Source organism: Collinsella sp. wc0529 (genome assembly GCF_046116875.1).
In the GTDB taxonomy this organism is placed as follows: domain Bacteria; phylum Actinomycetota; class Coriobacteriia; order Coriobacteriales; family Coriobacteriaceae; genus Collinsella.
Map to the genome: position 1 here is coordinate 626,305 of NZ_JBJXBO010000002.1, position 25,329 is coordinate 651,633.

Genomic DNA, 25,329 nt, shown 5'->3' on the forward strand with positions numbered 1-25,329 from the left:
GGATTGTTGCCCGCGGAGGGGCTGGCGGGCTACAGGGTTCGTCCGAGCCTGAGATCGAGCTCGGTTGTGGGGCAGGCTGCCTGTTCGTGCGGCTCGCAAGCGCCAAGGGCTCCAAAGCGATAGAGCGTTGCGGCGGGCGTGGTGTAGGCGAGCCGCAGCTGATGCTCGACAGGGGCACATCCGTCATTTTTGTAATGAGCCGCGTAGTACTGCGCGATGCTGGCGTTCATCTCGCTGCCATTGCGATGGCGCTCAAACTGGCGTCTGCAGGTCTCGATGATCTTTGCTACCGACTTGGGTGCCGTCGCGGGAACAAGGGCGAGATAGCCCTCAAATAGCTCGTTGATGCTCAGGAGGCACAGCAGGTCGATCAGCGTCCTTATGGCTGCTCCCTCGGCAGAAAAATGCGCGGTCATGCGGTTATATCGGTTGCGGTCGACGATGGCCGCATGGGGTCTTGGAGTTTTCTGCCCTGTGGTCCCGGGCTTTTGCCGCGCCTGTGTATTGAGCTCGACGTTGCAGCGCTTGAGGCCGTCCAACGGAAGGAACAGTGCGGTGCGCAGGGTGTTCCGCTTGCTTTCGAGTTCATGACGCTCGTCGGGTTCCCATTCGAGCTTGAGTTTCGTGTCGAGCGCCGTAAGCATATGGGCTAGGCAGCCTACGGTAAGAACGTACGAATCGTTGTCGCGTTTTGGGGCATAGGGGTCTGTCAGCTTGCGAATGTCGGGGTCGCCCATGATCTTTGTACAGCGCTTCAGCAGTTGAGGGTGGTCGGCCAAGATCGTCGCGAGCGGTAGCGACGCGTAGTTCTTGATGGTCGCGGCGGCAAAGGCGGCGTCATATTCGTTTGCATATGCTCGCTCAATGCGGGCATCCAGAATGCTTTTCTTATCGCCGTCTTCTGCGTGGTGGTTTGTCATAGCTTCTCCAATCGGTTGATGTTCGTGCTGTTTGTTGATGTGTTGGTTGTCGTGAGTGATGTGCTTGCCGTGGGTGATGTGCTGACGTTGGGGTGCTATGCGGTTTTCAATGAGCCCGTGAGGCAGTTGCTGCAGGGGCGGGATGGAACGGCCCATGCAAGGCGGAAGGCATCGTGCTCAAAATCGAGACAGCAATGCCCTGGGTGCCTCACATGTGGCAGTTACCTCATTAAGTTGTCATTGCGTTTGGGGTTGTACTTTGCCGATCTTCTTTCTCTTACACGCTAAAAACTGAAATTTCATATGCTCGATCTACTTAAAACCGCAACGGCGGTCTTTTATCAACTTATATGTCGGAACGCGTCTTTGCAAGTACTTTTTTGCGTTTGTTTCAAATGGGGTGGTTTTGCAACCGTCATACGCGCGCTGTGCGAACGTGCCCCGGCTCGGATAAGATAGTGCGCGATAAAAACTATGCAAGGAGGCACATATGGCAATCAAAGCCATCGCAATGGATATCGACGGCACGCTCACCAACGACCAAAAGGTCATCAGCCCGCGTACGCGCGAGAAGCTGCTCGCAGCGCAGGAGTCGGGCATTAAGCTCATCTTGGCTTCGGGCCGTCCCGCATGGGGGCTACATGCTCTGGCGCAGGAGCTCGACCTTCAAAACCATGACGGTCTGCTAGTCGCCTTTAATGGCGCGCATGTGGTCGACGCTCAGACCGATGAGGTCCTTTTTGACCAGGCCATGCCGGCTGACGAGCTGCATCGCCTGATTGATCACCTGCGTAATTTTGACGTGATCCCTATGATTTCGCTCGGTCGCGATTTGCACGTCGAGGACTCGTACCATTGCATGATTACGCTGCCGGATGGCTCGCAGAAAAACATCGTCAAATACGAGCGCGATGCGTGCGATCTTAAGATTCGCGAGGTGGAGAGCCTGCATGAGGTTGCTGATGCTTATCCTGTGGACAAGCTGCTGACGGCGGGCGATCCGGCCTACCTGCAGGCACATTACGAGGAGATGTATGCGCCCTTTAAGCAGACGCTTTCGGGCATGTTTACGGCCGACTGGTACTTTGAGTACACGGCGCCCGGTATCGACAAGGCCCGCGCGCTCGAGGGTGCCCTGCCCAAGCTCGGCATCGATGCCAGCGAGGTCGTATCGTTTGGCGACGGCCAGAACGACAAGTCCATGATCGAGTGGGCTGGTACCGGCGTCGCCATGGGTAACGCTGTCGATGAAGTCAAGGCCGTGGCCCAGATGGTGACCGCCAACAACAACGAAGACGGTATCGCGGTGGCACTTGACCAGCTACTGGGTTAGAATCGCCGATAGTGCATGGTTCGGGCGTCCGCTTGCGGGCGCCCTTTTGTTAGGGAGGGTGCCGTGTCCGCATTTCCGTTCGACGCCGTTATCTTTGACATGGACGGCGTCATTGTCGACACCGAGTATTACTACCTGGGCGAGACTGCCGCGTTTGCCAAGGAGCTTGGGCTTAATCTGACTCAAGAGGAGTTGAATGGGCAGGTCGGTACTTCGCATCAGTTCTTCCTGCATATGCTGGTCGATTGGTTTGAGCGCGCCGGTAAGGGGCACTTCACTGGCGAGGAAGCGTTGGCCCGTTGGGACGAGTGGGCGCATAAGCGTCCGCGTGACTATCAGGCTTTGATTAACCCAGGCGCCGTGGATACGATTCGAGAGCTGCCGCGCCGTGGCGTTCGCGTGGCGCTTGCCAGCTCGTCTCCCATGGATAGCATCGAGGAAGTGCTCAACGCATGCGGGCTGTCGGATGCCTTTGAGTATGTGGTGAGCGGCGAGCAGTTTAAGGAGAGCAAACCCGAGCCCGACATCTACCTGCATGCGCTGGACCTGCTGGGGCTGCCCGCGAATCGCTGCTGCTGCGTTGAGGATTCCGTTCCGGGCATTACCGCGGGTAAGCGAGCCGGCCTGACGGTCATTGCCAAGCGCGAGGAGCGCTTTGGCTTTAGCCAGGATGCCGCGGACAAGATTATCGACCAGCTGCCGGAGCTGCTCACGCTTTCTTAGGAGCGCGGTAGTTGCGCGTTTTTCGGGTCTGATGAGTAAATACCCGACATTTTGGTGCGACACCTAGCATACTTTAAGCTAATGCGGGCTTAAGGGCTTGTTGAATGCCCCTGAGCCCGCTTTAGACTTAATCGTGCTTGGAGAGGGTATATGCCACCGACTGAAGGGCTAACTGACGGTAAAGCAGCGATACCGCTGTACCAACAGGTTATCGATATCATTAAAAACGAAATCAACTCCGGCGCCTACAAGGCAGGCGCGCGGATACCCAACGAATTCGAATTGGCTGAGAACTATAAAGTTGGCCGCGTTACCGTGCGACGCGCTATTGAGGAGCTCGTCCAGCAGGGCTATCTAACGAAGCGGCAGGGGAAAGGCACGTTTGTCAATGCCCCCAAGCTTAAGCGCAAGATTCGCCAGAAGGATGACGTCCAGAGTTTTTCGGACGCATGCCGCGTTAACGGAATGGAGCCGGGGGCGTGCGTCATTTCGAGAAAGATACTGCCGGCAGATTCTACCGAAGCGCAGTTCTTTGGTGTTCCCGTTGGAACTGATTTGATTTGCGTTGAGCGTGTACGTACTGCCGATGGAGTCCCCGTCATGCTCGAGAACAACATATACGTTTACGAGGACAACGCCTATCTATCAACGGCACCTCTATCTAACCAATCCATTTTTGAGTTCGTGCGCAACCGAACGGGCCGCACGCCCGCGTTTACCGACCCGTGCACGCTCGAGATCGCGTGCGCATCGCCCGAGGTCGCTCGGTTGCTGGCGGTCCCCGTTGGCGAACCCTTGTTTTATATGGAAGCCTTCTTTTTCGATGAGCAACGGCGGCCGTTTATCATCGGTCGTCAGCGGATCGTTGGGTCTCGCTACGTTTTTGACATCTAGGACATTGCGAATGGAAGCGCCCGGTGGATCATCTCACCGGGCGCTTCCATACCGTTCACGGCGCGAACGCGACCGTTCAACCGCGTTGCGGCAATCAGTTTGAAATTATCTTGATGACGGGAAAAGCTGCTGGTAATCTATAGAACGTCATAGAACGTTTGCCTTATGCAAGCGTTGAAGCGAGATGCGATGCAGTCTCGAGTTCTTTGGAGGTATCTATGTCAGATACGAAGGCGAAGAAGACAAACAGACGTTTTAAGTTCAAATTACCGCATGTCTATACGATCATGTTCTTGCTGATCGTTGTCTTTGCGGTCCTGACTTGGATCGTTCCCTCGGGTCAGTATCAGCGCAAGACGATTTCGACAGCGGCGGGCGAGCGCGAAGTCGCCGTTGCCGGAACCTATGAACAGGTCGATAAGAACTACACCGATTCCGAGACCGGCGAGACCATCAATCTGGGTCAGGATATCTTCGCGGTCCTGCAAGCGCCCACTAAGGGCATCCAGGAGGCTGCCGACGTCGTTGCGTTCGTCTTATTGATTGGCGGATCGTTCGCAATCATCACCAAGACCAACGCTTTGAATGCCGGCATGAGCCGTGTGATTAAAAAGCTCAAGAACAAGGACATCCTCATCATTCCCATTACGATGACGTTGCTGTCCATTTGCGGCACTACGTTTGGCATGTCTGAGGAAGCCCTGCCGTTCTATGCCATCTTCATTCCCATCATGATGGGTATCGGTTATGACTCGATGACGGCATTCATCATCTGCTTCCTTGGTCCTAACCTGGGATATTGTGCTTCGACCATCGACCCGTTTAATGTTTTGATCGCCCAGGGCATCATTGGCATCGAGGGCAATCCTCAGCTGTGGCTGCGCGCCGTTTCTTGGGTCATCTTTACTGCCGTCGGTATCGCATGGGCCATGCGCTACGCTATGCGCGTCAAGAAAAACCCCGAGTCGTCCATTACGTACGAGGACGACAAGCTCAAGCGTGTTGAGTTTTCCGTGACCGATGCCTCCATCGAGGAAGAGTTCACTACCCGTCAGAAGCTCGTACTTATCGATTTTGCCTGCGGTATGGGCATTATCGTCTGGGGTCTTGTTACCCAGGGCTGGTACATGAATGAGATTTCCGCCGTGTTCCTTGGCATGGGCTTGCTTGCCGGTATCCTGGGCGGTCTTGACCAGCAGACGATCGCTGAGGAGTTCGTTAAGGGTCTCGCCGATTTTGCGTACGCTGCTATCGTTATCGGTATCGCTCGCGGTATTCTGGTCATCGCCGAGGGCGGCATGATCATCGACACCATCCTCCAGGCGCTCGCTACTGCGCTCGCCGGTGCACCCGCTGCCGTCTACACCACGTTTATGTATATCGTCCTTGGCCTGCTCTCTTTGCTGGTTCCCTCGAGTTCTGGACTTGCGGCGCTCACCATGCCCGTCATGGGTCCGCTGACCGAGCTTATGGGCCTCAATCCCGAAGCTGCCGTTACCGCGCTCCAGTTTGCTAATCAGACCATCAACACCATCAGTCCCGTGGCGGGCATGACGGTCGCCGGCCTTGCCGTGGCTAAGATTTCGTTTGGCCAATGGTGGAAGACCATTTGGAAGTTCTTCATTTTCATGGTCGTCTTTGGCCTGATCGTAACGGCAATCTCTGGCATGCTTCCGGTGTAGGTGGTTGTGATGTCTGATCGTTTAACGGTCCTGACGTCTAAGAGCGTCTTTACCGGTACGGGGGACCTGCCGTTCGAAGGTTTCGTAGCGGTCCGTGGCAATCGAATTGAGGCGGTTGGCACCAAGTGTGAGGTAGCTTCGTATTTGACCCAGGCGGACGAGGTAGTTGACCTGGGCGACCGTACCGTCATGCCTGGCCTGATCGATGTGCATACCTTCTATACAGGCTGGGCGCTGCGGACGTTGGGGTCTGATCTGTCCGGCATCGCTGATGCCAAAGAGGCCGTGTCGCTCTTGCGTGCATGGAAAGAAGATCATCCGGATTGCGCGGCGGCTTTTGGCCACAGCCTACCCGAAACGTTGGCATCGGATGCCGAGAACGCAAATACGGCAGCTGTGTTTGACGATTGTTTTGGCGATATCCCCGTCGTCTGCTTTACACCAGGAGCGGAGACCTGCGTTCTCAACGCTGCCGCCAGTGCGCGATACGGCTTTACACCCCAGGCGTGCTATGCCGAGAAGATCTGGCGCATGATGAGCGATTTCCTCGCGCTGCCCGAGGTGCGTGCCGGGTATTCGGACTACATGAGCATGCTTAACGAGCGCGGCGTTACCGCCATCAAGGAGATGGCGTTTGATGACTACTACGGCTTTGCCGACGAAATGGCTCGCCGTGAGGAATCTGGTGAGCTGACGGTTCGCGTCTCTATGATGTCGCAGCCGGTGGGTGCCGGTGCAAATCTGGCATATGCCCGCGAGGCACGAGAGCGCTTCCGGGGACCGTTCGTTCGTTTTTCTGGCTTCAACCGTATGACCGATCGCGGCGTATGGGCGGGGCTTGCCGAGATGATAGACCCCTATGAGGACTCGGCCGATGCGGGCACTGCCGGCAAGACGGTCGTCGAGGAGCCAGAGTGGGATCTGATTGAGAACGAGCTGCGCGCAATTGATGCTGACGGCTTCCGATATTCCTTGCATTGCCAGGGCGATGGCGCCGTTCGTCGCACCGTGGCGCTCTATGCCTCGCTGCCTCGAGACGAGCATGGACGGTTGCTTCGCCGCCATGCGATTACCGATCTCGAGAACTCTGATCCGACCGATCTTGTCAAGTTTGGCAAGTTAGGTGGAATTTGCGAGGTCTATCCGCAGATTCTGACGCTGGACCGGCGCGAGGATTGCCTGTCGATGATGCGTCGACAAATTGGCAAGACGCGACTTTTGCACAGCTGGAATCGCCGCGGCATGGAAGATTCCGGATGCACGGTGTGCTGTGGTACGGATTTGCCGCTGCTGATTCCGAGCCTGGGCGAGTCAATCTACAGTGCGTGCGGCGGATACTTCGACGATGGACTGCCCGTGAATGAGGCCAACGCGCTGACGCTTGTCGAGCTCTTGCGTGCTTGGACTGCCGGGGGCGCGTACGATTTGATGCGCGAAGACGAGCTGGGTACGCTCGAGGTCGGCAAGCTTGCTGATATCTGCGTGCTCGATCGGGATGTGTTCGACCTCGATTATCGCGACGCACGCGATCTTTCGGTTGATATGACGATGTCGGACGGACAAATCGTGTTCGATCGAAATGAGGAGGCATAGGATGTCTGAATCCAAGCCGACGCTGCGCCGCGAACAGATTGCGGGCATGAATATCCACTACATCATGTGGTCGCTCGATTACTTCCTTGATGTGCAGCAGCGTTTGGGCTTTGAGTCCATTGAGCTGTGGTGTGCGGAGCCGCATGTGACACTCGACCATACGGGCTACTTTGAGGCTGAGGTCCTGGCGAAAAAAGCTGCAGACCGTGGGCTTAGGTATCGTACTCTGTGCCCCGAGAATGTTGTCTATCCTTGGCAATACTGCGCACGCAAACCGCTGCATGAACAGCGCAGCCTGGCGTACTTTAAGCACGGCATTGAGCTTGCCGAGGTACTTGGGTGCGACCGTATGTCCGTCAACTCGGGCTGGGGCGACTGGGACGAGGACCGCGAGGAAGCCTGGAAGCGCAGCCGCGAGCACATGTCCATTCTGGCGGAGTATGCCGGCGAGCACGGTCTGGTGCTTACGATGGAAAGCCTGCGTCCCGAGGAGAGCAACCTTGTGACGACGGTTTCCGATGCGAAGCGCATGATTGACGAGGTCGCGAGCCCGTACTTACAGCCCATGGTTGATACAACCGCGATGGGCGTTGCAGGCGAGACGCTCGAGGACTGGTTTGCCGCCTTTGGTGATGGGGCAATTCACGAGATGCACTTTATCGACGGTGATCCGTATGGCCATCTGGTGTGGGGCGATGGCAAGCACGATATGGACGCCTTCGTTGCCACGCTCAACGCCCATGGTTTCGACGGCATGCTGGGCCAGGAAATCACGGACGGTCGTTACTATGATGACCCGGCGGCGGCAGATGCCAAGAACATGGCCGCATTCGAGAAATATCTGATTGACTAAAACAACTATCGGCCACGCAACCAACGTCATTGATTGTGGACCAAACAAGAAAGGAACTGGATATGAACGCACACGACCTGATCAAAGAGGCAATTGCCGAGAAGGGCAAGTTCGACAGCGTCTACTGGATTGCTTGCGGTGGCTCCATGATCGATTTGATCCCGGCTCATGAGCTTCTGCAGCGCGAGGCAACCACCTTCACTTCGTATATCTATACGGCTCGCGAGTTCGATATCATGCGTCCGCGTCGTCTGGGCGAGAAGTCCCTGGTCATCGCTTGTAGCCACAGTGGCAACACCCCCGAGGTCGTCGAGGGCTGTGAGATTGCCCTTGCTGCCGGCGCTACGGTGATCGCCCAGACCGACAACGCTGGATCCAAGATTGACTCCGGCAAGTGGACCACGTGGGTCTACCCGTGGGGCGAGGGCGTGCCGCAGGCCGAGGTCCCCGCTGGCATTTCGCTGTCGCTTGCGGCCGAGCTGCTCGATCAGCAGGAGGGCTACGCCGATCTTGCCGATATGTATGCCGGTATTGCTGAGATGGATAAAATTCTTCCTCCGGCACGCGAGAAGGTAAATGCCGAGCTGGGCGATCGCTTTGCCAAGCTTTGCCAGGAGCACGAGTTCTTCTACATTCTGGGCAGCGGTCCCAACTTTAGCCAGACCTACGGTTTCGCTATCTGCTCTCTTATGGAGATGCAGTGGCAGCACTGCAGCTACATCCACTCTGCCGAGTACTTCCACGGCCCCTTCGAGGCTACTCAGGATGGCGTTTTTTACTTCCTGCAGATGGGCTCCAGCGAGTGCCGTGCTATGGACGAGCGCGCCCTGGCGTTCCTTAAGACGCATACCGATACGCTGATGGTGCTTGATGCCAAGGAGTACGGTATGGAAGCCGTGCCGGCGAGCGTCCGTGCCTATCTGGACCCGGTGCTGTTCTACGCCATGAACTGCGAGCTGCGCGCCGCACGCGGCAAGGTGTTTGATCACGATCCCGATTTCCGCCGCTATATGGGTGTTGTCGAGTACTAGAAGGGGCAAAGGCCATGGCATTTAACGTTAACGCGCTCGGATTTGGCGACAACGTCGTCGATCGCTACGAGCATATCCACACCATGTATCCCGGCGGCAATGCGGTGAACTTCACCGTTTATGCCAAGAAATGCGGTGCCGCACGCTCTGCATACATGGGCATTTTTGGCAATGACGCCGCTGCCGAGCATGTCATTGCAAGCCTCGAGGATGAGGGTATCGAGCTTGACAAGTGCGAGCAGATGATTGGCGAGAACGGGGCGGCTCGCGTGACCGTCGTTGACGGTGACCGTGTCTTCCTTGGCTCCAACGAGGGCGGTATCCGTGGCGATGCGCGCTATGTCCTTGATCGCTTTGACCTTGCGTACATGAAGCAGTTCGATGTGGTTCATTCGGGCAACTACTGCTTTACCGAGCGCGAGCTGCCCAAGTTGAAGGCTGCGGGCGTCACGGTCTCTTTTGACTTTTCGGACGACTCCACCGACGAGTACTACGAGCAGATTGCGCCCTACGTCGATTTCGCTTTCTTTAGTGCGGCGGATGCCGCGAGCGAGGACGAGATTCGCGAGCGTCTGGCATGGGTGAAGGGTCTGGGTCCGCGTTTTGTGTCGGCTACGGCGGGCGCCGAGGGCTGCATTGCTTACGACGGCGAGCGTTATTACCGCCAGCTGGCTAAACCGGTGACGGACATGAAGGACACCATGGGGGCGGGCGACTCGTTCCTCACCTCGTTTTTGATGTGCTATCTCGATTCCGTCAAGCGTGGTGAGGATGGCGCCGAGGCCATCGAGCGCGCGCTCGACTTTGCTGCCGGGTTTGCCTCGACCGTGTGCGGCATGGAAGGTTCTTGGGGCCACGGAGCACCAATCGTCGAATAGCTTAAGAAAGCGTACGGCGGTCTGGCTATGAGGCCTTGGACAGCCGATGCAAAACAATAAGCAAAACGCGAAAAGGGGGCTCGCCATGTGGTGGGTCCCCTTTTGAACATTGGAGAAGACCATGGGTATTAAAGCGTGCGCGGCTGGTTTTTGCTGTGCGGACGTCTATCAGAACATCGGCGTGTTCTATCCGACTGGTAACGGCATTGACTGGGGTATCCATCTTGCACGAATGGGCGTTTCGGTATCCGCCGTGTCGGTTGTCGGCAAGGACGAGTACGGAGACAAGATGAGAGAGGCGCTGGCCGCTGAGGGGTTCGATATCTCACATCTGCGGGTGGAGGATGGCGACACCTCGGTGATGCTCATGGCATTGAAAGACGGCGTCGATCGCGTGCATCTCGAGGCAATCGATGGCGTAATGGAGACATATCGTCCGAATGAAGATGACCGGGCGTTTATCCTAGAGCATGACATCATTCATACCGACCTGTTTGGCAATTGTTTGGACCTCCTGCCCGAATGGCATGATGCGGGCAAGACGGTGGTTATGGACTTCTCGGTGTTCAGCCAGGATCCCGAATATGCATGCGAGGCTCATTTTCCTTACGTAGACTATGCGTTCATGTCGTTTGAAGAGGACACTCCGGAGCTGCGAGACTGGGTACGCCACGTGCAGGAATTGGGACCGCGCGTTGCGGTTGCCACGCTTGGCGAGAAGGGGAGCATTGCCTATGACGGTGAGCGCTTCTATGAGTGCGGGATCGTACCGGCGGAGAAGGTCGTTAATACCGTGGGTGCCGGCGACTCGTATATTGCCGGGTTTACCAAGGGCGTGATCGATGGCCTTGATATTCCGGCGTGTATGAAGGCGGGCGCTGAGCTGTCGTCCCGAGTGATTGGTTCGTTTGAGCCGTACTAGGGTCAAATGCCTGGAAAGGAGTACGAAATGGTTATCGACATGTTGGTCCATCCTATGCTCTACGGCGAGATCTGTAAGCCGGGTGATGAGCCTGATGGATTCGGCTTTTGGTCACGAGAATTTGGTATGGGGCATATGGGCCCCATGGATTGGGATGAGCTTCAAGTCGAGATGGACGTCTGCGATGTGCAGAAGAGCGTGCTCATGCCGCTCGATGTAACCACGGCATGCGGAGGGCACTTTGGCACCAATGACCAGATTGCCATGCTGGTTGCCGCGCATCCCGATCGTCTGTGGGGATTTGCGAGCGTAGACCCGCAGGTGAGCGGTGCCGCAGACGAATTGGAGCGCGCCTTTACCGAGTTGGGGGCAAAGGGGCTTTGCCTGCATCCTGCAAAGCAGGGTTTTGTCCCCGATGATGCTGTGGCCGAGCCGCTTTACGAGCTGTGCGAGCGCTATAACAAGCCGGTGGTTTTCCATGCCGGTATGTCTTGGGAACCTGGCGCAGAGCTCTCGCGCAGTAACCCGCTTGCATTTGAGCACACAATCGCAACGCATCCAAATGTGCGCTTTAGTTTGACCCACTTTGGCTGGCCCTGGGTGCGCGAGACCGTGGCGATGCTGCTCAAGTATCCCAACTGCTACACGGACACCTCTATCACTTACATCGATTCGCCCGAGGAGATGATGCAGCGTCTTTTCACGGTCGATATGGGGCCGCTGTGGTATGAGCGCGCGCTATCGCACCAAGTGATGTTCGCCAGCAATACGCCGCGCTTCCGTGCATTCAAACTCAAGCGGGCGCTCGATACCGTGCCCATGCGCGATGATGCGCGAGAAAGGCTCTACTGGGGTAATGCCCTGCGTTTTCTTGAAGGGGATGAGTAAACATGGTGACGCTCGAGACATTGAGCTATCTATCGACTGCTCCGGACCAGTTCATCGATATTACCGAAGACGTGCACGCTGCCATCGAACGCAGCTCGGTGACCAATGGCTTGGCAGCGATTATTTTGTCGCATACGACCTGTGGAATCGTGGTAAATGAGGGGCTGACCTGCGTGGAGACGGATCTTATGGAGACGCTTGATCGCATCGCCCCACTCGATGCCCCCTATGCGCATGCACACTTCCTGCCGAGCTATGGAGCTACCGGCAACAACTCGTGTGGGCATATCAAGAGCATGATTTGTGGAAACAGTTGCTTCTTTCCCGTCCAAGATGGCCACATCGTGTGCGGAGGCGCCCAGAACATCTATCTTGCGGAGTTTGACGGTCCGCAGAAGCGAAAAGTGTACGTGGAGGTGCTGGGGGAGTAACGTCCCTGCAATAACCCTACGAAGGAGCACGTTATGTCGTTTTTAACCTCGATGTTCAAGACCGAAAAGCCGGTTATCGGAATGCTGCACCTGCGTCCTCTGCCGGGCGATCCACTGTATTACCCGGGCGGAAGCGTGTCGCAGGTCGTGGAAGCCGCCAAGCGCGATCTCGAGGCGTTGCAGCAGGGCGGTGTCGATGGCATTTTGATTACCAATGAGCTCTCGATGCCCTATGAGCAGCACGTTTCTCCCTCAACCCTTGCATCGATGGGCTATGTAATCGGGGCTCTATCCCATGATCTGTCGACCCCTTGGGGAGCTGAGGCTATTTACGATGGTGATGCCACAATCGAGCTGTGCGCTGCCGTCGACGCGCAGTTCACGCGCTGCAATTTTTGCGGTGCCTGGGCCGGTGATCTCGGGCTGATTAACCGAGATTTCGCTCACACCATGCGTCGCAAGGCGGCGCTGCGCTTGGACGACCTCAAGCTTTTTCACTTCATCACGAGCGAGGGGGAGGTTTATCTCAACGACCGCACGACTTCGGACATTGCCGATTCACTTCTCTTTAATTGCCTTCCGGATGCAATGGTCATCGGCGGTTCGGCTGCAGGTCGTGGCGCTTCGGGCGAGCTTGCCGATGAAGTCCGCGAGCGTGTTGGCGAAGTGCCTGTGGTATGTGGCACCGGTTGTCGCGAAAATACCGTGGCTGACGTATTTGCTCACTACGATGGCGCGTTTGTCGGCACCTGCTTAAAGCGCGACGGAAAGCTGGATGCCCCGGTCGATGTTGAGCGGGTGGCTCGTTTTATGGTTGCCGCTCGTACGGCGCGAGGGGAGTAGGCACCTATGGCGCTCTATCTGGGTATTGATATTGGGACAAGCGCCTCTAAAGGCGTTTTAATCGATGATCGATGCAACATCGTTTGCCAAGCCTCTTGTGGGCACGAGACGGACAACCCGTGTGACGGATGGTACCAGCATGATGCGGAGGCAGTTTGGTGGGGCGATTTTTGCCGCTTGTCGCGCGAGCTGGTGATGCAATCGGGGGTTAACGCGGCGCAGATCGGATGCGTGGGCCTTTCCGCATTGGGTTGCGACTGTGTGCCGGTCGATACCGAGTGCAACGCGCTGGCGCCCGCGATTTTGTATGGAGTCGATGCACGTTCGAAGCCGCAGATTGACGAGCTTCTTTCCGAATATGGGTCAGACCGCGCACGCGAGCTTTTCGGGCACGATCCCTGTTCGTCAGATATTGCTCCCAAGATCTTGTGGTTTAAGGAGAATATGCCCGAGGTGCACGAACGTGCCGTGAAGTTCCTGACGGCGTCGTCGTTTCTATGCGCAAAGTTGACGGGGCGTTTTACGGTGGACCGTTATTTGGCGGAGGATTTTCTTCCCCTATACGACCGCTTCACTTGGAAGGTTGATGCTCGGGAATGTGCTCGTTTCTGCCGGCCTGACCAGATGGCGGAGGTAATGTCGGCTACCGATATTGCCGGGGTGATTACGCAGCGTGCGGCAGAGGCGACGGGGCTCGCGGCAGGGACACCTGTCTTAGCGGGAACGGGCGACTCTGGTGCCGAGGCCATTTCGACGGGTGTATTCCGTCCCGGCGATATGATGGTTCAGTTGGGGAGTACGGCGTATTTCATCTACCTAGCTGATCATATGATCGATGATGCCCGCCTGTGGCCAGGGACGTTTATCATTCCCGGAACTTACGGGATCTGCGCGGGGACCAATACGGCGGGTGCGCTCACATCGTGGCTGCGCCAAGAGCTGTATCGCGACGCCGTAGAGGCCGAGGACCACGGTGGCCCTGATGCATATTCGGTTATGGCGCATGATGCCGCCGACGTGGCGCCGGGTGCCGATGGGCTCCTGTGTCTGCCGTACTTTGCGGGGGAGCGTACTCCGCTCAACGATCCCGAGGCGCGTGGCGTCTTCTTTGGCTTGACCGGAAGGCATACGCGAGCCCATATGGTTCGCGCCGCTTTGGAAGGCGTCGCGTATACCGTTGCATCCCATGTCGACATTATCGAGCGAGAGCATGGACTGCCAATTGGGCGCATTATGCTTGTCGGAGGTGGAACCAAGAACCCAGTTTGGATGCAGGCTATCGCCGACGTATGCGGGCGCGAGGTCTCGGTGGCCAAGGTTACGGTGGGCGCATGCTTCGGTGATGCCATCATGGCAGCTCTCGCAGGTGGCGCCTATGCATCATGGGATGAGCTCGCCCAGGTCCTTGGCGTTGCGCAAACAATCGTGCCCGATATGGCTGCCCACGAGTTATATGCGTCGCGCCGTCATATCTTCGACGAATTGTATGCACGCAACCGTGACCTCATGCACGAATTGGTGTAATGCTGCCGAACTGTACTGCCTGCTAATAGGGACTGCGTTGTGCGATTCGCATGCCCCTTGGCATTTTTGCCCACAGGGGTTAGCGAAGGTCAAAAACAGAGTGCGCATTTGTTAAAACTGCCGACTCGATGCGCTTTGCGTCACAATTTTTGAGCGACTCGATGCGTTCTGAGGTCCTTGTGAGCGATTTGATGAGCGACTGCGCGCTTGTTTCTGTGTTTGCCTCCGCTGGTGCATCGGTCTCGAGCAGTAAACGATCGAGTGGAATCTGTCGTGCGTATTCGCGTCCTCGTTTAGACGCGAGCATGCGTTCGTTGACGGAAAAATAACAGTCCGCATCACGCGCGCGGACGAGTTCGTCCGAAGTGCCGCTAAACCAGTGGAAGATGATAACGGGGGAGTCGGGGTTTGGGATGAGTAGTCCATGCGATTCGAGGACGTCCAGTACGGCTCCTGCCGAACGAACGGCGTGAATTGATATCACGCGCCCGTTAAGAGGATGCTGCACGAGTGTATCGCAGAGCCGGTCAAATGCCTGTATTTGTAGCGGCTCACTTCCGGCAAAGCGTGCGGAAAAGTCGAGTCCCACCTCGCCGATGTAGCACTCTTGGGCAGCAACTTCGCAAAGCAGATCGACTTCGGCAGGACCGCAGCGGCCGTCGGCGAGCCACCAGGGGTGGAGCCCAACGCCAGCGATGATGCCTGGTAGGCGACGGGCGCGCTCGTTTGCGGCCGAAAAGTCGCGTGGGTCGACCCCGCAGTCAAAGAGCCCCAGACCCGACGCCGCCGACTCACTGGCTGCAGCATCGGGGCCGAGCATCAAATCAAGATGACAATGCGTGTCAAAGAATTGCGGTTCCATCGCAGGACATCCTGCTAGTCCAGGCGTTGGCCGTCGGCGCGTACGCGCTCGGTGCCGCGCCCGCTGATCTGGCGGATAACCTCGCCGGCAATCATCTGACCCATGATGGGCGGCATAAAGCTGGCGGTACCCAACTCGGTACGCTCGTGGATGTTGGACGGGTCGCGGGGTTGGGTCTTAACCGATTCCTCGCAGCTAAACAGCACGTGCAGACTCTTGATTCCGCGCTTCTTACATTCTTTGCGCATGATGCGGCTCATGGGGTCACGTACCGTATCGAAAATGTCGGCAAAGCGGAGGCACTCGGGATGGAGCTTGTTGGCCCCGCCCATGGAGCTAACCAAACGAATGTCGTGGTCCTGAGCATATTTGGCAATGGTGAGCTTGGCCGAGATGGTGTCGATGGCGTCGACGACGTAGTCGAGCTTGCCGTCCGTCTGCTCCAAAACGCTCGCGAAGAAATCATCGATGTTGTCGCTCAGCAGGTATTCGGTGCGCTTGATGACGGTAGCGGTAGGGTTGATGTCGTGAATCATAGCCTCCATGACGTCGACTTTGCGCTTGCCGACGGTGCTGTGAAAGGCGATGGCCTGGCGATTGATATTGCTGGGCGCGATGATGTCCTTATCCAGAATGACGAAATGACCGATGCCGCCGCGGGCGAGTGCCTCGCAGCAGTTGGAGCCCACGCCTCCGCAGCCGAGCACTAGCACCGTAGCATCGGCGAGCTTATCGAGTGCCTCGCGGCCCATGATAATCTCGAGCTTGGTGTCGCGTGTCTCGATGGCGGCTGCGGCAGCGGTTTCGGTCATAAATATCCTCCGATGGGGAAGCAGGTCGTGTTTTAGCTATCGCCATTATAGGTAATCGCCCATAGGTTGCGATGGCGTTTGCTTTGATGTGGTTTGAAGCATTGCGATTAGATAGTTAGACAAACATCTAAATATTGAGTATAGTGTGCACGTCATGAGAGATGATGAGAGGAGGTCTTATGCCGGGAGAGGGTTTTAAGGCGCTTGCCGATCCAACGCGACGGCGCATTTTGGAGTTGCTGCGCGAGGGCAATTGCACGGCGGGGGAGCTTGCCGAGCATTTCGATATCAGTAAGCCGTCGCTGAGCCATCACTTGGCGACGCTCAAAAACGCCGGGTTGGTGACCGACGAACGTCATGGCCAAAACATCGTTTACAGCTTAAACACCACCGTCATGCAGGACTTGATCGGTTGGTTTATGGGCTTTACAAACACGGAAGGTGATAAGGATGAATAACGAAAACAAGGGCATTCACGCCACGGGGGTATCGTCGCGCGTGTGGGCCATGCTTGTTGTGGTCTGCGCTATTAATGTTGTAGCGCACCTCATGGTGATGCCGAGCCTGCCTGCACAGATTCCCACGCACTGGGGCGCGAACGGCGCCGTCGACGGTTGGGGTCCTAGTTGGATGGCCTCCGCGCTCGGCGTGCTGCCTCTGGCGCTTCTCGCAATGTTCTGCATGGTGCCGCGCATCGACCCCAAAGGTGAGGCATATCGAACCTCGGGCAAGTTCTACCAGGGCTTCGTAATCGCCTTCACCTTGTTCATGTGCGCCATAAGCTGGCTGGGAGAGCTTACGGTCTGGGGCGTAGTGCCGGCGGTCGGTTCGGTTAACGTGCTGATTTCCGGTGTTGTCGGTTTGCTGTTCATCGGCGTAGGCAACTACTTGCCGCGTGTGAAGCAGAACTATACGCTCGGTATCAAGACACCTTGGGCGCTTGCCGATCCCGAAAACTGGCGCCGTACGCAGCGTTTTGGCGGCGCCTGCTTTATGGTGCTGGGTATTGGCCTGATTGTGATGGGCGTGGCAGGCAGCGTGCTTTCGAGTGAAGTCGTCGCCGCGGTGATTGCGGTTCTGGCGTTTGGTTCGGTTGGAGCCGTCTACCTCTACTCGTATCTGTTGTGGCGCAAATCGCAGCGAGCCGCTCGTTAAGGTTGCGGAAAACTAGCGTACGCAGTTCATAGTATGTTCCGGGGGACTTTTCCCAGGTAGTATTAGGGGGTGTGGGCAACCATGCCCCTTTTTCGTTACGTTTCAGAGCTGGTTCCCTCATTTTGTTTCCATTAAAGCGAAACAAAAATAGGGAAACAGCAGGTAGAAAGGATAAAACAGGCAAATGGCGGAGTTTATCTACCAGATGTATCAGGCTCGCAAGGCCCATGGCGACAAGGTAATCCTTGACGACGTGACCCTGAGCTTCTACCCCGGTGCCAAGATCGGCGTCGTGGGCCCCAACGGTATGGGCAAGTCGACCCTGCTCAAGATCATGGCCGGCATCGAGGAGGTCTCCAACGGCGATGCTAGGCTTACCCCCGGCTACACCGTGGGCATCCTGCAGCAGGAGCCGCCGCTCGACGACGACAAGACCGTCATCGAGAACGTGCGCATGGCATTTGGCGACATGATCGCCAAGGTCGATCGCTTCAACAAGATCGGCGAGGAGATGTGCGACCCGGATTGCGACATGGACGCCCTCATGGCCGAGATGGGCAAGCTCCAGGACGAGATTGACGCCGCCGACGGCTGGGATATCGATTCCAAGCTCGGCCAGGCCATGGACGCCCTGCAGCTGCCCGATTCCGACATGCCGGTCAACGTGCTTTCCGGCGGCGAGCGCCGTCGCGTGGCCCTGTGCAAGCTGCTGCTCGAGGCTCCCGACCTGCTGCTGCTCGACGAGCCCACGAACCACCTGGACGCTGAGTCGATCCTGTGGCTCGAGCACTTCCTGCACAACTACCAGGGCGCCGTTCTGGCTGTCACGCATGATCGCTACTTCCTGGACAACGTTGCCGAGTGGATCTGCGAGGTCGACCGCGGCCACCTCTATCCCTACAAGGGCAACTACTCCACGTATCTGGAGACCAAGGCCGCGCGTATCGAGGCGCAGGGCAACCGCGACGCCAAGCTCGCCAAGCGCATGGAGGCCGAGCTCGAGTGGGTACGCAGCTCGCCCAAGGCTCGCCAGGCCAAGAACAAGGCCCGTCTGGCTCGTTACGAGGAGATGGAGGCCGAGGCCCGCGCAAGCCAGAAACTCGACTGGACCGACATCCGCATCCCCGTGGGCCCGCGTCTGGGCAACAAGGTGCTCGAGGCTCATCACCTGCACAAGGAGTTCGATGGCCGTGTGCTCATCGACGACCTATCGTTCACCCTGCCGCGCAACGGTATCGTGGGTGTCATCGGCCCCAACGGTGTGGGCAAGACCACGCTGTTCAAGACCATCGTGGGCCTGGAGCCGCTGACTTCGGGCGAGCTCGAGGTGGGCGAGACCGTCAAGATCTCCTATGTCGATCAGAACCGTTCCGGCATCGACCCCGATAAGAACCTGTGGGAGGTCGTCTCGGATGGCCTGGACCACATGATGGTCGGTGAGACCGAGGTTCCGAGCCGTGCTTATGTGGCGAGCTTTGGCTTTAAAGGCCAGGACCAGCAGAAGCGCGCCGGCGTACTCTCCGGTGGCGAGCGCAACCGTCTGAACTTGGCGCTTACGCTCAAGCAGGGCGGCAACCTGCTGCTCCTCGACGAGCCCACGAACGACCTCGACGTCGAGACGCTGTCCTCGCTCGAAGCGGCACTGCTCGAGTTCCCGGGCTGCTCGGTGGTCATTAGCCACGACCGTATGTTCCTGGACCGCGTCGCCACGCACATTCTGGCGTGGGAGGGCACCGACGAGAATCCGGGCAACTGGTATTGGTTTGAGGGCAACTTCGAGGCCTATCAGGCCAACCGCATCGAGCGCCTTGGCGAGGACGCAGCCCAGCCGCATCGTATTCACCGTAAGCTGACGCGCGACTAGATCGTTACGCGGTTTTCCAAACCGCGTAACTGCTCGACGCTGCGCGGGTCGCAAGCACCCCATCTTGCCGTTCAAGCCGTCGCTCGCGTACCGAAGTACGCGTCGCTCCTCTTTCACGGCAACCTGGGGCACTTGCGGCCCGCTCGCTGTTGGTTACGCAACATCAACAAATAAAAACGGCTCAAATCCTGATTTGGATTTGAGTCGTTTGTCGTTACTGCTCGGGTTCTTCGACTTTATCGATGGCCCAGGTGGATCCGAGGCCACCGGTGGTGTTGCGGCGGATGCGCACGGTAACCTCGCGGCGCTCGCCGGCCTGCGTGTAGCGCAGGGGGAAGCTTGCGCGGTTTCGCGCGGCCTCGATGGTACCGCGCTCGCGGGCGATCCAGTAGTACTCGCCGACGATGCCGAGGGTATCGGCGCCGTAGGGGAGATAGGTCGACAGCTGGTGTAGCAACGGACCGGGGCAGAAGACCTCGGTTGCGAAATCGACGGGGGAGTCCTCGGGGATGGCGGGCGCTGCAGGTGCGGGGGTTGGGGCCGCTGCGGGTGCCGGAGCCGGTGCCGGTGCGGGAATTTGGTCGCAAGCAGAGGTGGGCACGGATTCGATGACGGGTGCGGGCTCCGGCGTCGCTTCCGGCTTGATTGTGGAATCTGCGGGCTTCACGGTGACGGGCGCGTCTGCAGCTGCAGTTTCAATCTCAACCTGCGTTGCGTTCTCGTTCTCGATGCTCGGCTTTGTCTCGACCGGCGTGGAAGCCATGGTGGTGATGCCGGCGTTGGCGTTCTCGGGGTCATAGACGACCGTAAGCGAGATGGCAGGCCGCGGCGTCTCGGGCTCCGGCGTCGACTCGGTAGCGTCTTGATCGTCGGGCTCGTCGGGCTGTTCGTCCTCGGCCTCGTTGCCAAAGATATCGCTGTTTTGGAACGCAGACGTCTCGGGTTGGTTAGCGGCTTCTTCGGTTGTCGACTTGGGAGCCTCGTTGAGCCCCGCAGTGGCTTCCTGCTCTGACATAACTTCGGGATCGGTCGTGGCGGCGATTTCGGTTCTGGCTTCTGCCGTCACCTCGATAGCGACTTCGATCTCTGTCTCGGGCTCGGGCTCGGGCTCCGGCACAGCTTCAGCCACGGGTTCGGGTTCAGGACGTTTAACGTGCTTGGGGCGCACGGCCTTGAGGTCCTTCTCACCGCGCTTTTTCTTTTTGTAGGACTGCTTGGCGCCCTTGGCGGTCTTGGGCTTGTCCTCGCCCTTGGCAAGCGCAGCATCCCAGGCCTCGTTGGCGATGACGGTGGCATACAGGCGGCCGCCTTTAAAGACGGTCAGCTTAACGCAGTCGTTGAGCTCCTCGAGCAGCTCGCGCGTGGACTCAAAGCCCAGGTCATAAGCAGTCATGTCGCCTGCGGCGAGCGCCTCCTCGACCTGCGTCATAAACGTTTGCTTGCCGCATCCAATCGCATCGCGTAGCAGGCGATACAGATAGATGTGGTTGCCCAGCGAAAGCGTGGGCCTAACTATTGTCTTGCTCATGGCAAATCTCCTCTTTACACATGTAAAGCATCTTACCATCGCATAGCGTTCGCCATGGCGGCGCCCAAGGCAAACGGGCGCGAACCGCTGTCGATTCGCGCCCGTTATACAGGTCGGTTATCTATGAGAGGCAAATGTGCTTAGTTGCCCGATGCCGTGCCTTGGCTCGAGTTGTCAGATGCCGTGCCGGACGCGGTTCCGCTCGAGCTGTTCGAGCTGTTGGTGTTGCTGCTGTCTGTTGTGCCCGTTCCCGACGTGGTGTCGCTCGTCTGGCCGCCCGTGCTCGGCTGCGAACCGTCAGTCGTTTGGCTTGAGTCGGTCGTGCCGGACGGCGTGCTGCTGTTGGCCGTAGAGGAATCGGTGCCCTGCGATTGGTTTTGGGCGTTCGAGGACGAATTGGCAGAGGTAGAACTGTCTTGCGTATCGTCCGTCTGTGCCTGCTGATCCTGCGACTGGGTGTTGCCATTTGCATCGCTCTCGGTCGTGCGCGACGACAGGATTGGCTCGGGACGCTCGCCCAGACCCTCACCGGCAGTGGTGATAAGGATGGCGCCGGCGCAGGCGATGACCGCGACGATGGCGATAGCGATCGAGAAGACGATGACCTTCTTTTGCGTCTGGCTGCGCTCTGCCGCCGCCTTGGCGCGCAGGCTGTTGGGGGCGACGCGCGCCGTGGTCGCGCGTCCCGCAACCTGGCGCATCTCCTGCGTGGTCGCGGCGCCACCTAGGTGCTCCTCGACATCGGGCTCAACGGGCTCGTAGGCGCCGGCAGGGTAGTCGACAGCGGCATGCGTGCCCTTGATTGCTTCGGCGCTGGCGGAGATAAAGTGGCGATAGACCTGCGAGGACACAACAGTGATGACTGAGCTCACAGCGGCACCAATCACCGAGCCGGCAATGCCGATCTTTGAAGCAAGCGCCACGCTCGTGGCGGCAGCTGCGGCGCCGGCGATGATCTGGGGAATGGAAATGTCGTCAAACAGGCCCTTTTTGGGCGCGATGGCCATGGTCTGTCCGATGGAATGGTTCTCGTGCACGCCGTTGTTGAGCGATGCCGGCGTCATGACGCGCGTGCGTGGCGCGTCGGTGTACTTGGTTGTCATACGGGGTCCTCCCGGTGTAAATCTGCTTCGTTTCGTGTAGCCATCAGGGTACCCACCAGATGTGAATCGTACGTGACATTTAACAGATACCATCAACTCATCAATAGCTCACCAAGTTGGTGGGATGCGGTTACACCCGGCGGTTGAACTACAATAGGGCTTGCTAATTGTTGTGAATGGCGTTTACGCACGGGAGCATTCTTATGAATCTTCACCTTTCTCAGTCTGATGGCTTTTTGCGTGTGGCGGCGGCCTCGCCCAAGATGCGTGTGGCCGATGTCGAGGGCAATGCCGAGGTTGCGCTGGCGGCTGTTCGCGAGGCTACCGAGCGCGGCGTTCGCGCGCTGGTGCTGCCCGAGCTTAACCTGACCGGCTATACCGCGGCCGACCTGTTCCATAACCGCACGCTGCTGCATGCCTGCGAGGCAGCGCTGGTGCACATCCTCGATGAAACCCGTGAGCTGCCGATCGTCTTTACCGTTGGCTTGCCCGTTGCGGTGGCTGAAAACATCTACAACTGCGCCGCCGTGTGCTGTGCGGGTGAGCTTTTGGGTCTTACGGCTAAGAAGTATCTGCCCAACTATGGCGAGTTCTATGAGCGTCGCTGGTTTGCTCCGTCACCTGCGGATCCCGTGTGGGTTGAATTTGCCGGTCAGGGTCCGGTTCCGCTGGGCTCGGGGCTTATCTACCGTTGTTGTGATGAGGGTGCCGAGGATATGGTGCTGGGCGTTGAGGTCTGTGAGGACCTGTGGGTGCCGGCGCCGCCTTCGACCGAGATGGCGCTTGCCGGTGCGACGGTGATTCTCAACCCGTCGGCTTCGGACGAAATCATCGGTAAGGCAGACTATCGCCGCAGCCTCATCTCTAACCAGAGCGCACGCCTGTACTGCGCCTATGCCTACGCGGACGCGAGCGAGGGCGAGTCCACGACCGACATGGTCTTTGCAGGCGAGAACCTTGTCTACGAAAACGGTTCGAAGCTCGCCGCGACCAAACTGCTTACCTGCGATATGGCCGTCGCCGATGTCGATCTTGACCGTCTGGTTGCCGAGCGCCGTCGCTCGACGACGTGGACGCGCGCGGACGATGCGCCGGAGGCCACGACCGTTGAATTTTCGTTTGAGGGCGTGCTGGCCGAAGAACCTGTCCTGCGCGATGCCTGCGATATCGACCGCGTTTTCCCGCGCGCGCCCTTTGTGCCGGCCGACCACGGCGACTTGGCCGAGCGCTGCGAGACGATCCTCGATCTGCAGACTGCGGGCCTCAAGACCCGCCTTGCCCACACGGGTACCAAGGCTGCGGTTATCGGCCTTTCGGGCGGCCTGGACTCCACGCTGGCGCTGCTCGTGACCGTGCGTGCCTTCGACGCACTGGGATTGCCGCGCACCGGTATCACGGCCGTGTCCATGCCCGGCTTTGGCACGACGCATCGCACCAAGTCGAATGCCGAGTCGCTCGCTCGCGACCTTGGCGTGAGCTTCCGCGAGGTTTCGATCCACGCGGCCGTGGAGCAGCACTTCAAGGACATTGAGCACGATCCGGCCGTGCAGGACGTGACCTACGAGAACAGCCAGGCGCGCGAGCGCACGCAGATTCTCATGGATTTGGCCAACCAAGCCGGCGGTTTTGTCATTGGCACGGGCGACCTGTCGGAGCTGGCGCTCGGCTGGGCTACCTATAACGGCGACCACATGAGCATGTACGCCGTCAACGCGAGCGTGCCCAAGACGCTTGTGCGCCATCTGGTACGCTATGCCGCCGATGTCTTTGGCGGGCGCATTGCCGAGGTCTTGCTCGATATCCTCGATACGCCGGTGTCCCCCGAGCTTCTGCCGCCCACGGGCGACGGCGAGATTGCGCAGAAGACTGAGGATTTGGTGGGCCCGTACGAGTTGCACGACTACTTCCTCTACTACCTGCTGCGTTTTGGCTTTGAGCCGGGCAAGATCTACCGCATGGCGCTCAAGAGCTTCGAGGGCGTCTACGACGCCAAGACCGTCCACACGTGGTTACGTACGTTCTACCGTCGCTTCTTTGCCCAGCAGTTTAAGCGCAGCTGCCTGCCCGATGGTCCCAAGGTGGGCTCGGTGACGCTCAGCCCGCGCGGCGATTGGCGTATGCCGAGTGACGCCAGCTCGCGTCTGTGGCTTGCGCAGATCGATGCGCTCAATCCGGTTGACTAAGGTTGGCTAAATTGAACCAATACGGGGGTTGCAAGCGTTACACTTTTGCAATCTGATGGCCCGTATCGCGCGGCGCTCTTGTCGGAGCGCCGCGTTTTTCATATCGAAAGGTGGCACCATGCAGGCATCGCAGCGTCTCGACCGCTTTGGCGCGGAGGTCTTCGCCTCGCTCAACAACAAGCTTCTCGCGCTGAAGGCTCAGGGCAAGACCATTTACAACATGAGCGTTGGCACGCCCGATTTTAAGCCGTACGACCATGTGGTCGAGGCGCTCACGCAGGCAGCCCAAGATCCCGAGATGTGGAAGTATGCCCTGCGCGACCTGCCCGAACTCAAGCAAGCCGTGTGCGATTACTATGAGCGCCGCTTTGGCGTTTCGGGCATTACGCCGTCTATGGTGCAGTCGTGCAACGGCACGCAGGAGGGCGTGGGCCATTTGGGCCTGGCCCTGCTCGATCCGGGTGACACCATTCTGGTTCCCGATCCGTGCTACCCGGTCTTTGAGGCGGGTGCCAAGATCGCCGATGCCAAGCTCGAATACTATCCGCTGGTTGCCGAGCATAATTACCTGCCCTATGTGGCGGGTATCGATCCCGAGGTGGCCGATCGTGCCAAGTATATGATCGTGTCGCTGCCTGCGAACCCGGTGGGCTCGGTGGGCACACCCGAGGTCTACGAGGAGATTATCGCTTTCGCCCGCGAGCATGATCTGCTCATCGTTCACGACAACGCGTACTCCGACATCGTGTTTGACGGCGAGCCCGGCGGCAGCTTCTTGCAGTATCCCGGTGCGCTTGAGGTGGGCGTGGAGTTCTTCTCGCTTTCCAAGTCGTTTAACGTCACCGGTGCCCGCATCGGCTTTTTGGTCGGTCGCGAGGATGTGGTCTCGGCCTTTGCCAAGCTGCGTGGTCAGATCGACTTTGGTATGTTCTTCCCGATTCAGAAGGCCGCCATCGCGTGCCTGAACGGTCCGCGCGATGAGGTCGAGGCGCAGCGTCTGAAGTACCAGGAACGCCGCGATGCCCTGTGCGACGGTCTTGAGGGCCTGGGCTGGGAGCGTCCCAACGCGCATGGCTCTATGTTTGTGTGGGCCAAGCTTCCCGGTGGTCGCACCGATTCCATGGCGTTTTGCGAGGAGCTTATGGAGAAGGCCGGCGTTGTGGTGACGCCGGGCGCGAGCTTTGGCCCTTCGGGCGAGGGGCACGTGCGTATGGCACTGGTCCTGCCGCCCGATCAGATCGCTTTGGCTGTCGAGGCCATTCGCGAGGCGGGCCTGTATTAGAAACCTATTTCGACTCGTCAATAGC

The 25,329-nt window shown here is 58.4% G+C and carries 23 protein-coding genes; 18 read left to right on the top strand and 5 right to left on the bottom strand.

The genetic code is table 11. The features are described from left to right. Positions 1 to 29 precede the first annotated feature (29 nt). Complete coding sequence (locus tag ACKUTP_RS09350; protein ID WP_409064187.1) at positions 30 to 1,076, bottom strand: hypothetical protein; 1,047 nt, start codon at positions 1,074 to 1,076, stop codon at positions 30 to 32. Positions 1,077 to 1,410: 334 nt separating this feature from the next. Between ACKUTP_RS09350 and ACKUTP_RS09355 the strand changes: the two genes are divergently transcribed. From ACKUTP_RS09355 to ACKUTP_RS09415, 13 genes are all read left to right on the top strand, one after another. After that, a complete protein-coding gene (locus tag ACKUTP_RS09355; protein WP_409064188.1) occupies positions 1,411 to 2,253 on the top strand; it encodes a Cof-type HAD-IIB family hydrolase in 843 nt (280 codons plus the stop codon). Between the two features lie 63 nt (positions 2,254 to 2,316). Next, positions 2,317 to 2,976 carry an HAD family phosphatase gene (locus ACKUTP_RS09360; protein WP_328291069.1) on the top strand — a complete coding sequence of 220 codons (660 nt, stop codon included), beginning with the start codon at positions 2,317 to 2,319 and terminating at the stop codon, positions 2,974 to 2,976. Positions 2,977 to 3,126: 150 nt separating this feature from the next. Then, on the top strand, positions 3,127 to 3,870 hold the full coding sequence (locus ACKUTP_RS09365) for a GntR family transcriptional regulator (RefSeq protein WP_006234364.1): 744 nt from the start codon (positions 3,127 to 3,129) through the stop codon (positions 3,868 to 3,870). A gap of 218 nt (positions 3,871 to 4,088) precedes the next feature. Beyond that, positions 4,089 to 5,552 (top strand): YfcC family protein, encoded by a 1,464-nt coding sequence (locus ACKUTP_RS09370; protein ID WP_349077086.1) that lies wholly within the window; start codon positions 4,089 to 4,091, stop codon positions 5,550 to 5,552. Between the two features lie 9 nt (positions 5,553 to 5,561). Beyond that, positions 5,562 to 7,145, top strand: a complete 1,584-nt coding sequence (locus ACKUTP_RS09375; protein ID WP_409064189.1) for an amidohydrolase — start codon at positions 5,562 to 5,564, stop codon at positions 7,143 to 7,145. A 1-nt stretch (position 7,146) separates the two neighbouring features. Then, positions 7,147 to 7,998 (top strand): sugar phosphate isomerase/epimerase, encoded by an 852-nt coding sequence (locus ACKUTP_RS09380; protein ID WP_161194583.1) that lies wholly within the window; start codon positions 7,147 to 7,149, stop codon positions 7,996 to 7,998. Between the two features lie 62 nt (positions 7,999 to 8,060). Beyond that, positions 8,061 to 9,029, top strand: coding sequence for an SIS domain-containing protein (locus tag ACKUTP_RS09385; RefSeq protein WP_022094440.1), 969 nt, complete (start codon positions 8,061 to 8,063; stop codon positions 9,027 to 9,029). Positions 9,030 to 9,043: 14 nt separating this feature from the next. Next, complete coding sequence (locus ACKUTP_RS09390) at positions 9,044 to 9,907, top strand: PfkB family carbohydrate kinase (RefSeq protein ID WP_409064190.1); 864 nt, start codon at positions 9,044 to 9,046, stop codon at positions 9,905 to 9,907. A 121-nt stretch (positions 9,908 to 10,028) separates the two neighbouring features. After that, positions 10,029 to 10,829: a fructoselysine 6-kinase gene (frlD, locus tag ACKUTP_RS09395; RefSeq protein WP_195239143.1), complete on the top strand. Its 801-nt coding sequence runs from the start codon at positions 10,029 to 10,031 to the stop codon at positions 10,827 to 10,829. A gap of 27 nt (positions 10,830 to 10,856) precedes the next feature. Next, entirely contained in the window at positions 10,857 to 11,717 is an 861-nt protein-coding gene (locus ACKUTP_RS09400; protein ID WP_409064191.1) for an amidohydrolase family protein, read from the top strand. Between the two features lie 2 nt (positions 11,718 to 11,719). Beyond that, on the top strand, positions 11,720 to 12,148 hold the full coding sequence (locus ACKUTP_RS09405; RefSeq protein WP_409064192.1) for a secondary thiamine-phosphate synthase enzyme YjbQ: 429 nt from the start codon (positions 11,720 to 11,722) through the stop codon (positions 12,146 to 12,148). Between the two features lie 33 nt (positions 12,149 to 12,181). Then, a complete protein-coding gene (locus ACKUTP_RS09410) occupies positions 12,182 to 12,991 on the top strand; it encodes a BtpA/SgcQ family protein (RefSeq protein ID WP_409064193.1) in 810 nt (269 codons plus the stop codon). Between the two features lie 6 nt (positions 12,992 to 12,997). Beyond that, positions 12,998 to 14,515 carry an FGGY-family carbohydrate kinase gene (locus tag ACKUTP_RS09415; protein ID WP_409064194.1) on the top strand — a complete coding sequence of 506 codons (1,518 nt, stop codon included), beginning with the start codon at positions 12,998 to 13,000 and terminating at the stop codon, positions 14,513 to 14,515. A gap of 79 nt (positions 14,516 to 14,594) precedes the next feature. Here the strand turns inward: ACKUTP_RS09415 and ACKUTP_RS09420 are convergent, their stop codons facing one another. Together ACKUTP_RS09420 and ACKUTP_RS09425 are read right to left on the bottom strand one after the other, a co-directional pair. After that, positions 14,595 to 15,377 carry a TatD family hydrolase gene (locus ACKUTP_RS09420; protein ID WP_409064195.1) on the bottom strand — a complete coding sequence of 261 codons (783 nt, stop codon included), beginning with the start codon at positions 15,375 to 15,377 and terminating at the stop codon, positions 14,595 to 14,597. Positions 15,378 to 15,391: 14 nt separating this feature from the next. Further along, positions 15,392 to 16,189 carry a ThiF family adenylyltransferase gene (locus ACKUTP_RS09425; protein ID WP_409064196.1) on the bottom strand — a complete coding sequence of 266 codons (798 nt, stop codon included), beginning with the start codon at positions 16,187 to 16,189 and terminating at the stop codon, positions 15,392 to 15,394. A 179-nt stretch (positions 16,190 to 16,368) separates the two neighbouring features. Between ACKUTP_RS09425 and ACKUTP_RS09430 the strand changes: the two genes are divergently transcribed. The 3 genes from ACKUTP_RS09430 to ettA all read left to right on the top strand — a co-directional run bounded on the left by ACKUTP_RS09430 (position 16,369) and on the right by ettA (position 19,208). Then, positions 16,369 to 16,647, top strand: a complete 279-nt coding sequence (locus ACKUTP_RS09430) for an autorepressor SdpR family transcription factor (protein ID WP_022094448.1) — start codon at positions 16,369 to 16,371, stop codon at positions 16,645 to 16,647. After that, positions 16,640 to 17,344, top strand: coding sequence for an SdpI family protein (locus ACKUTP_RS09435; protein WP_409064197.1), 705 nt, complete (start codon positions 16,640 to 16,642; stop codon positions 17,342 to 17,344). Before ACKUTP_RS09430 ends, ACKUTP_RS09435 begins: the two co-directional genes overlap by 8 nt. Positions 17,345 to 17,528: 184 nt before the next feature. Further along, positions 17,529 to 19,208: an energy-dependent translational throttle protein EttA gene (ettA, locus tag ACKUTP_RS09440; RefSeq protein WP_055251458.1), complete on the top strand. Its 1,680-nt coding sequence runs from the start codon at positions 17,529 to 17,531 to the stop codon at positions 19,206 to 19,208. Positions 19,209 to 19,422: 214 nt separating this feature from the next. On the opposite strand, the gene ACKUTP_RS09445 is transcribed toward ettA, so the two are convergent. Beyond that, positions 19,423 to 20,736: a hypothetical protein gene (locus tag ACKUTP_RS09445; RefSeq protein ID WP_409064198.1), complete on the bottom strand. Its 1,314-nt coding sequence runs from the start codon at positions 20,734 to 20,736 to the stop codon at positions 19,423 to 19,425. Positions 20,737 to 20,876: 140 nt separating this feature from the next. Beyond that, entirely contained in the window at positions 20,877 to 21,839 is a 963-nt protein-coding gene (locus ACKUTP_RS09450; RefSeq protein WP_052044241.1) for a hypothetical protein, read from the bottom strand. 203 nt (positions 21,840 to 22,042) lie between these two features. On the opposite strand from ACKUTP_RS09450, the gene ACKUTP_RS09455 reads away from it, so the two are divergent. Then, positions 22,043 to 24,022: an NAD(+) synthase gene (locus ACKUTP_RS09455; RefSeq protein ID WP_409064199.1), complete on the top strand. Its 1,980-nt coding sequence runs from the start codon at positions 22,043 to 22,045 to the stop codon at positions 24,020 to 24,022. A gap of 118 nt (positions 24,023 to 24,140) precedes the next feature. Continuing rightward, complete coding sequence (locus ACKUTP_RS09460; protein ID WP_006234344.1) at positions 24,141 to 25,304, top strand: pyridoxal phosphate-dependent aminotransferase; 1,164 nt, start codon at positions 24,141 to 24,143, stop codon at positions 25,302 to 25,304. The last annotated feature ends 25 nt before the right edge of the window (positions 25,305 to 25,329 follow it).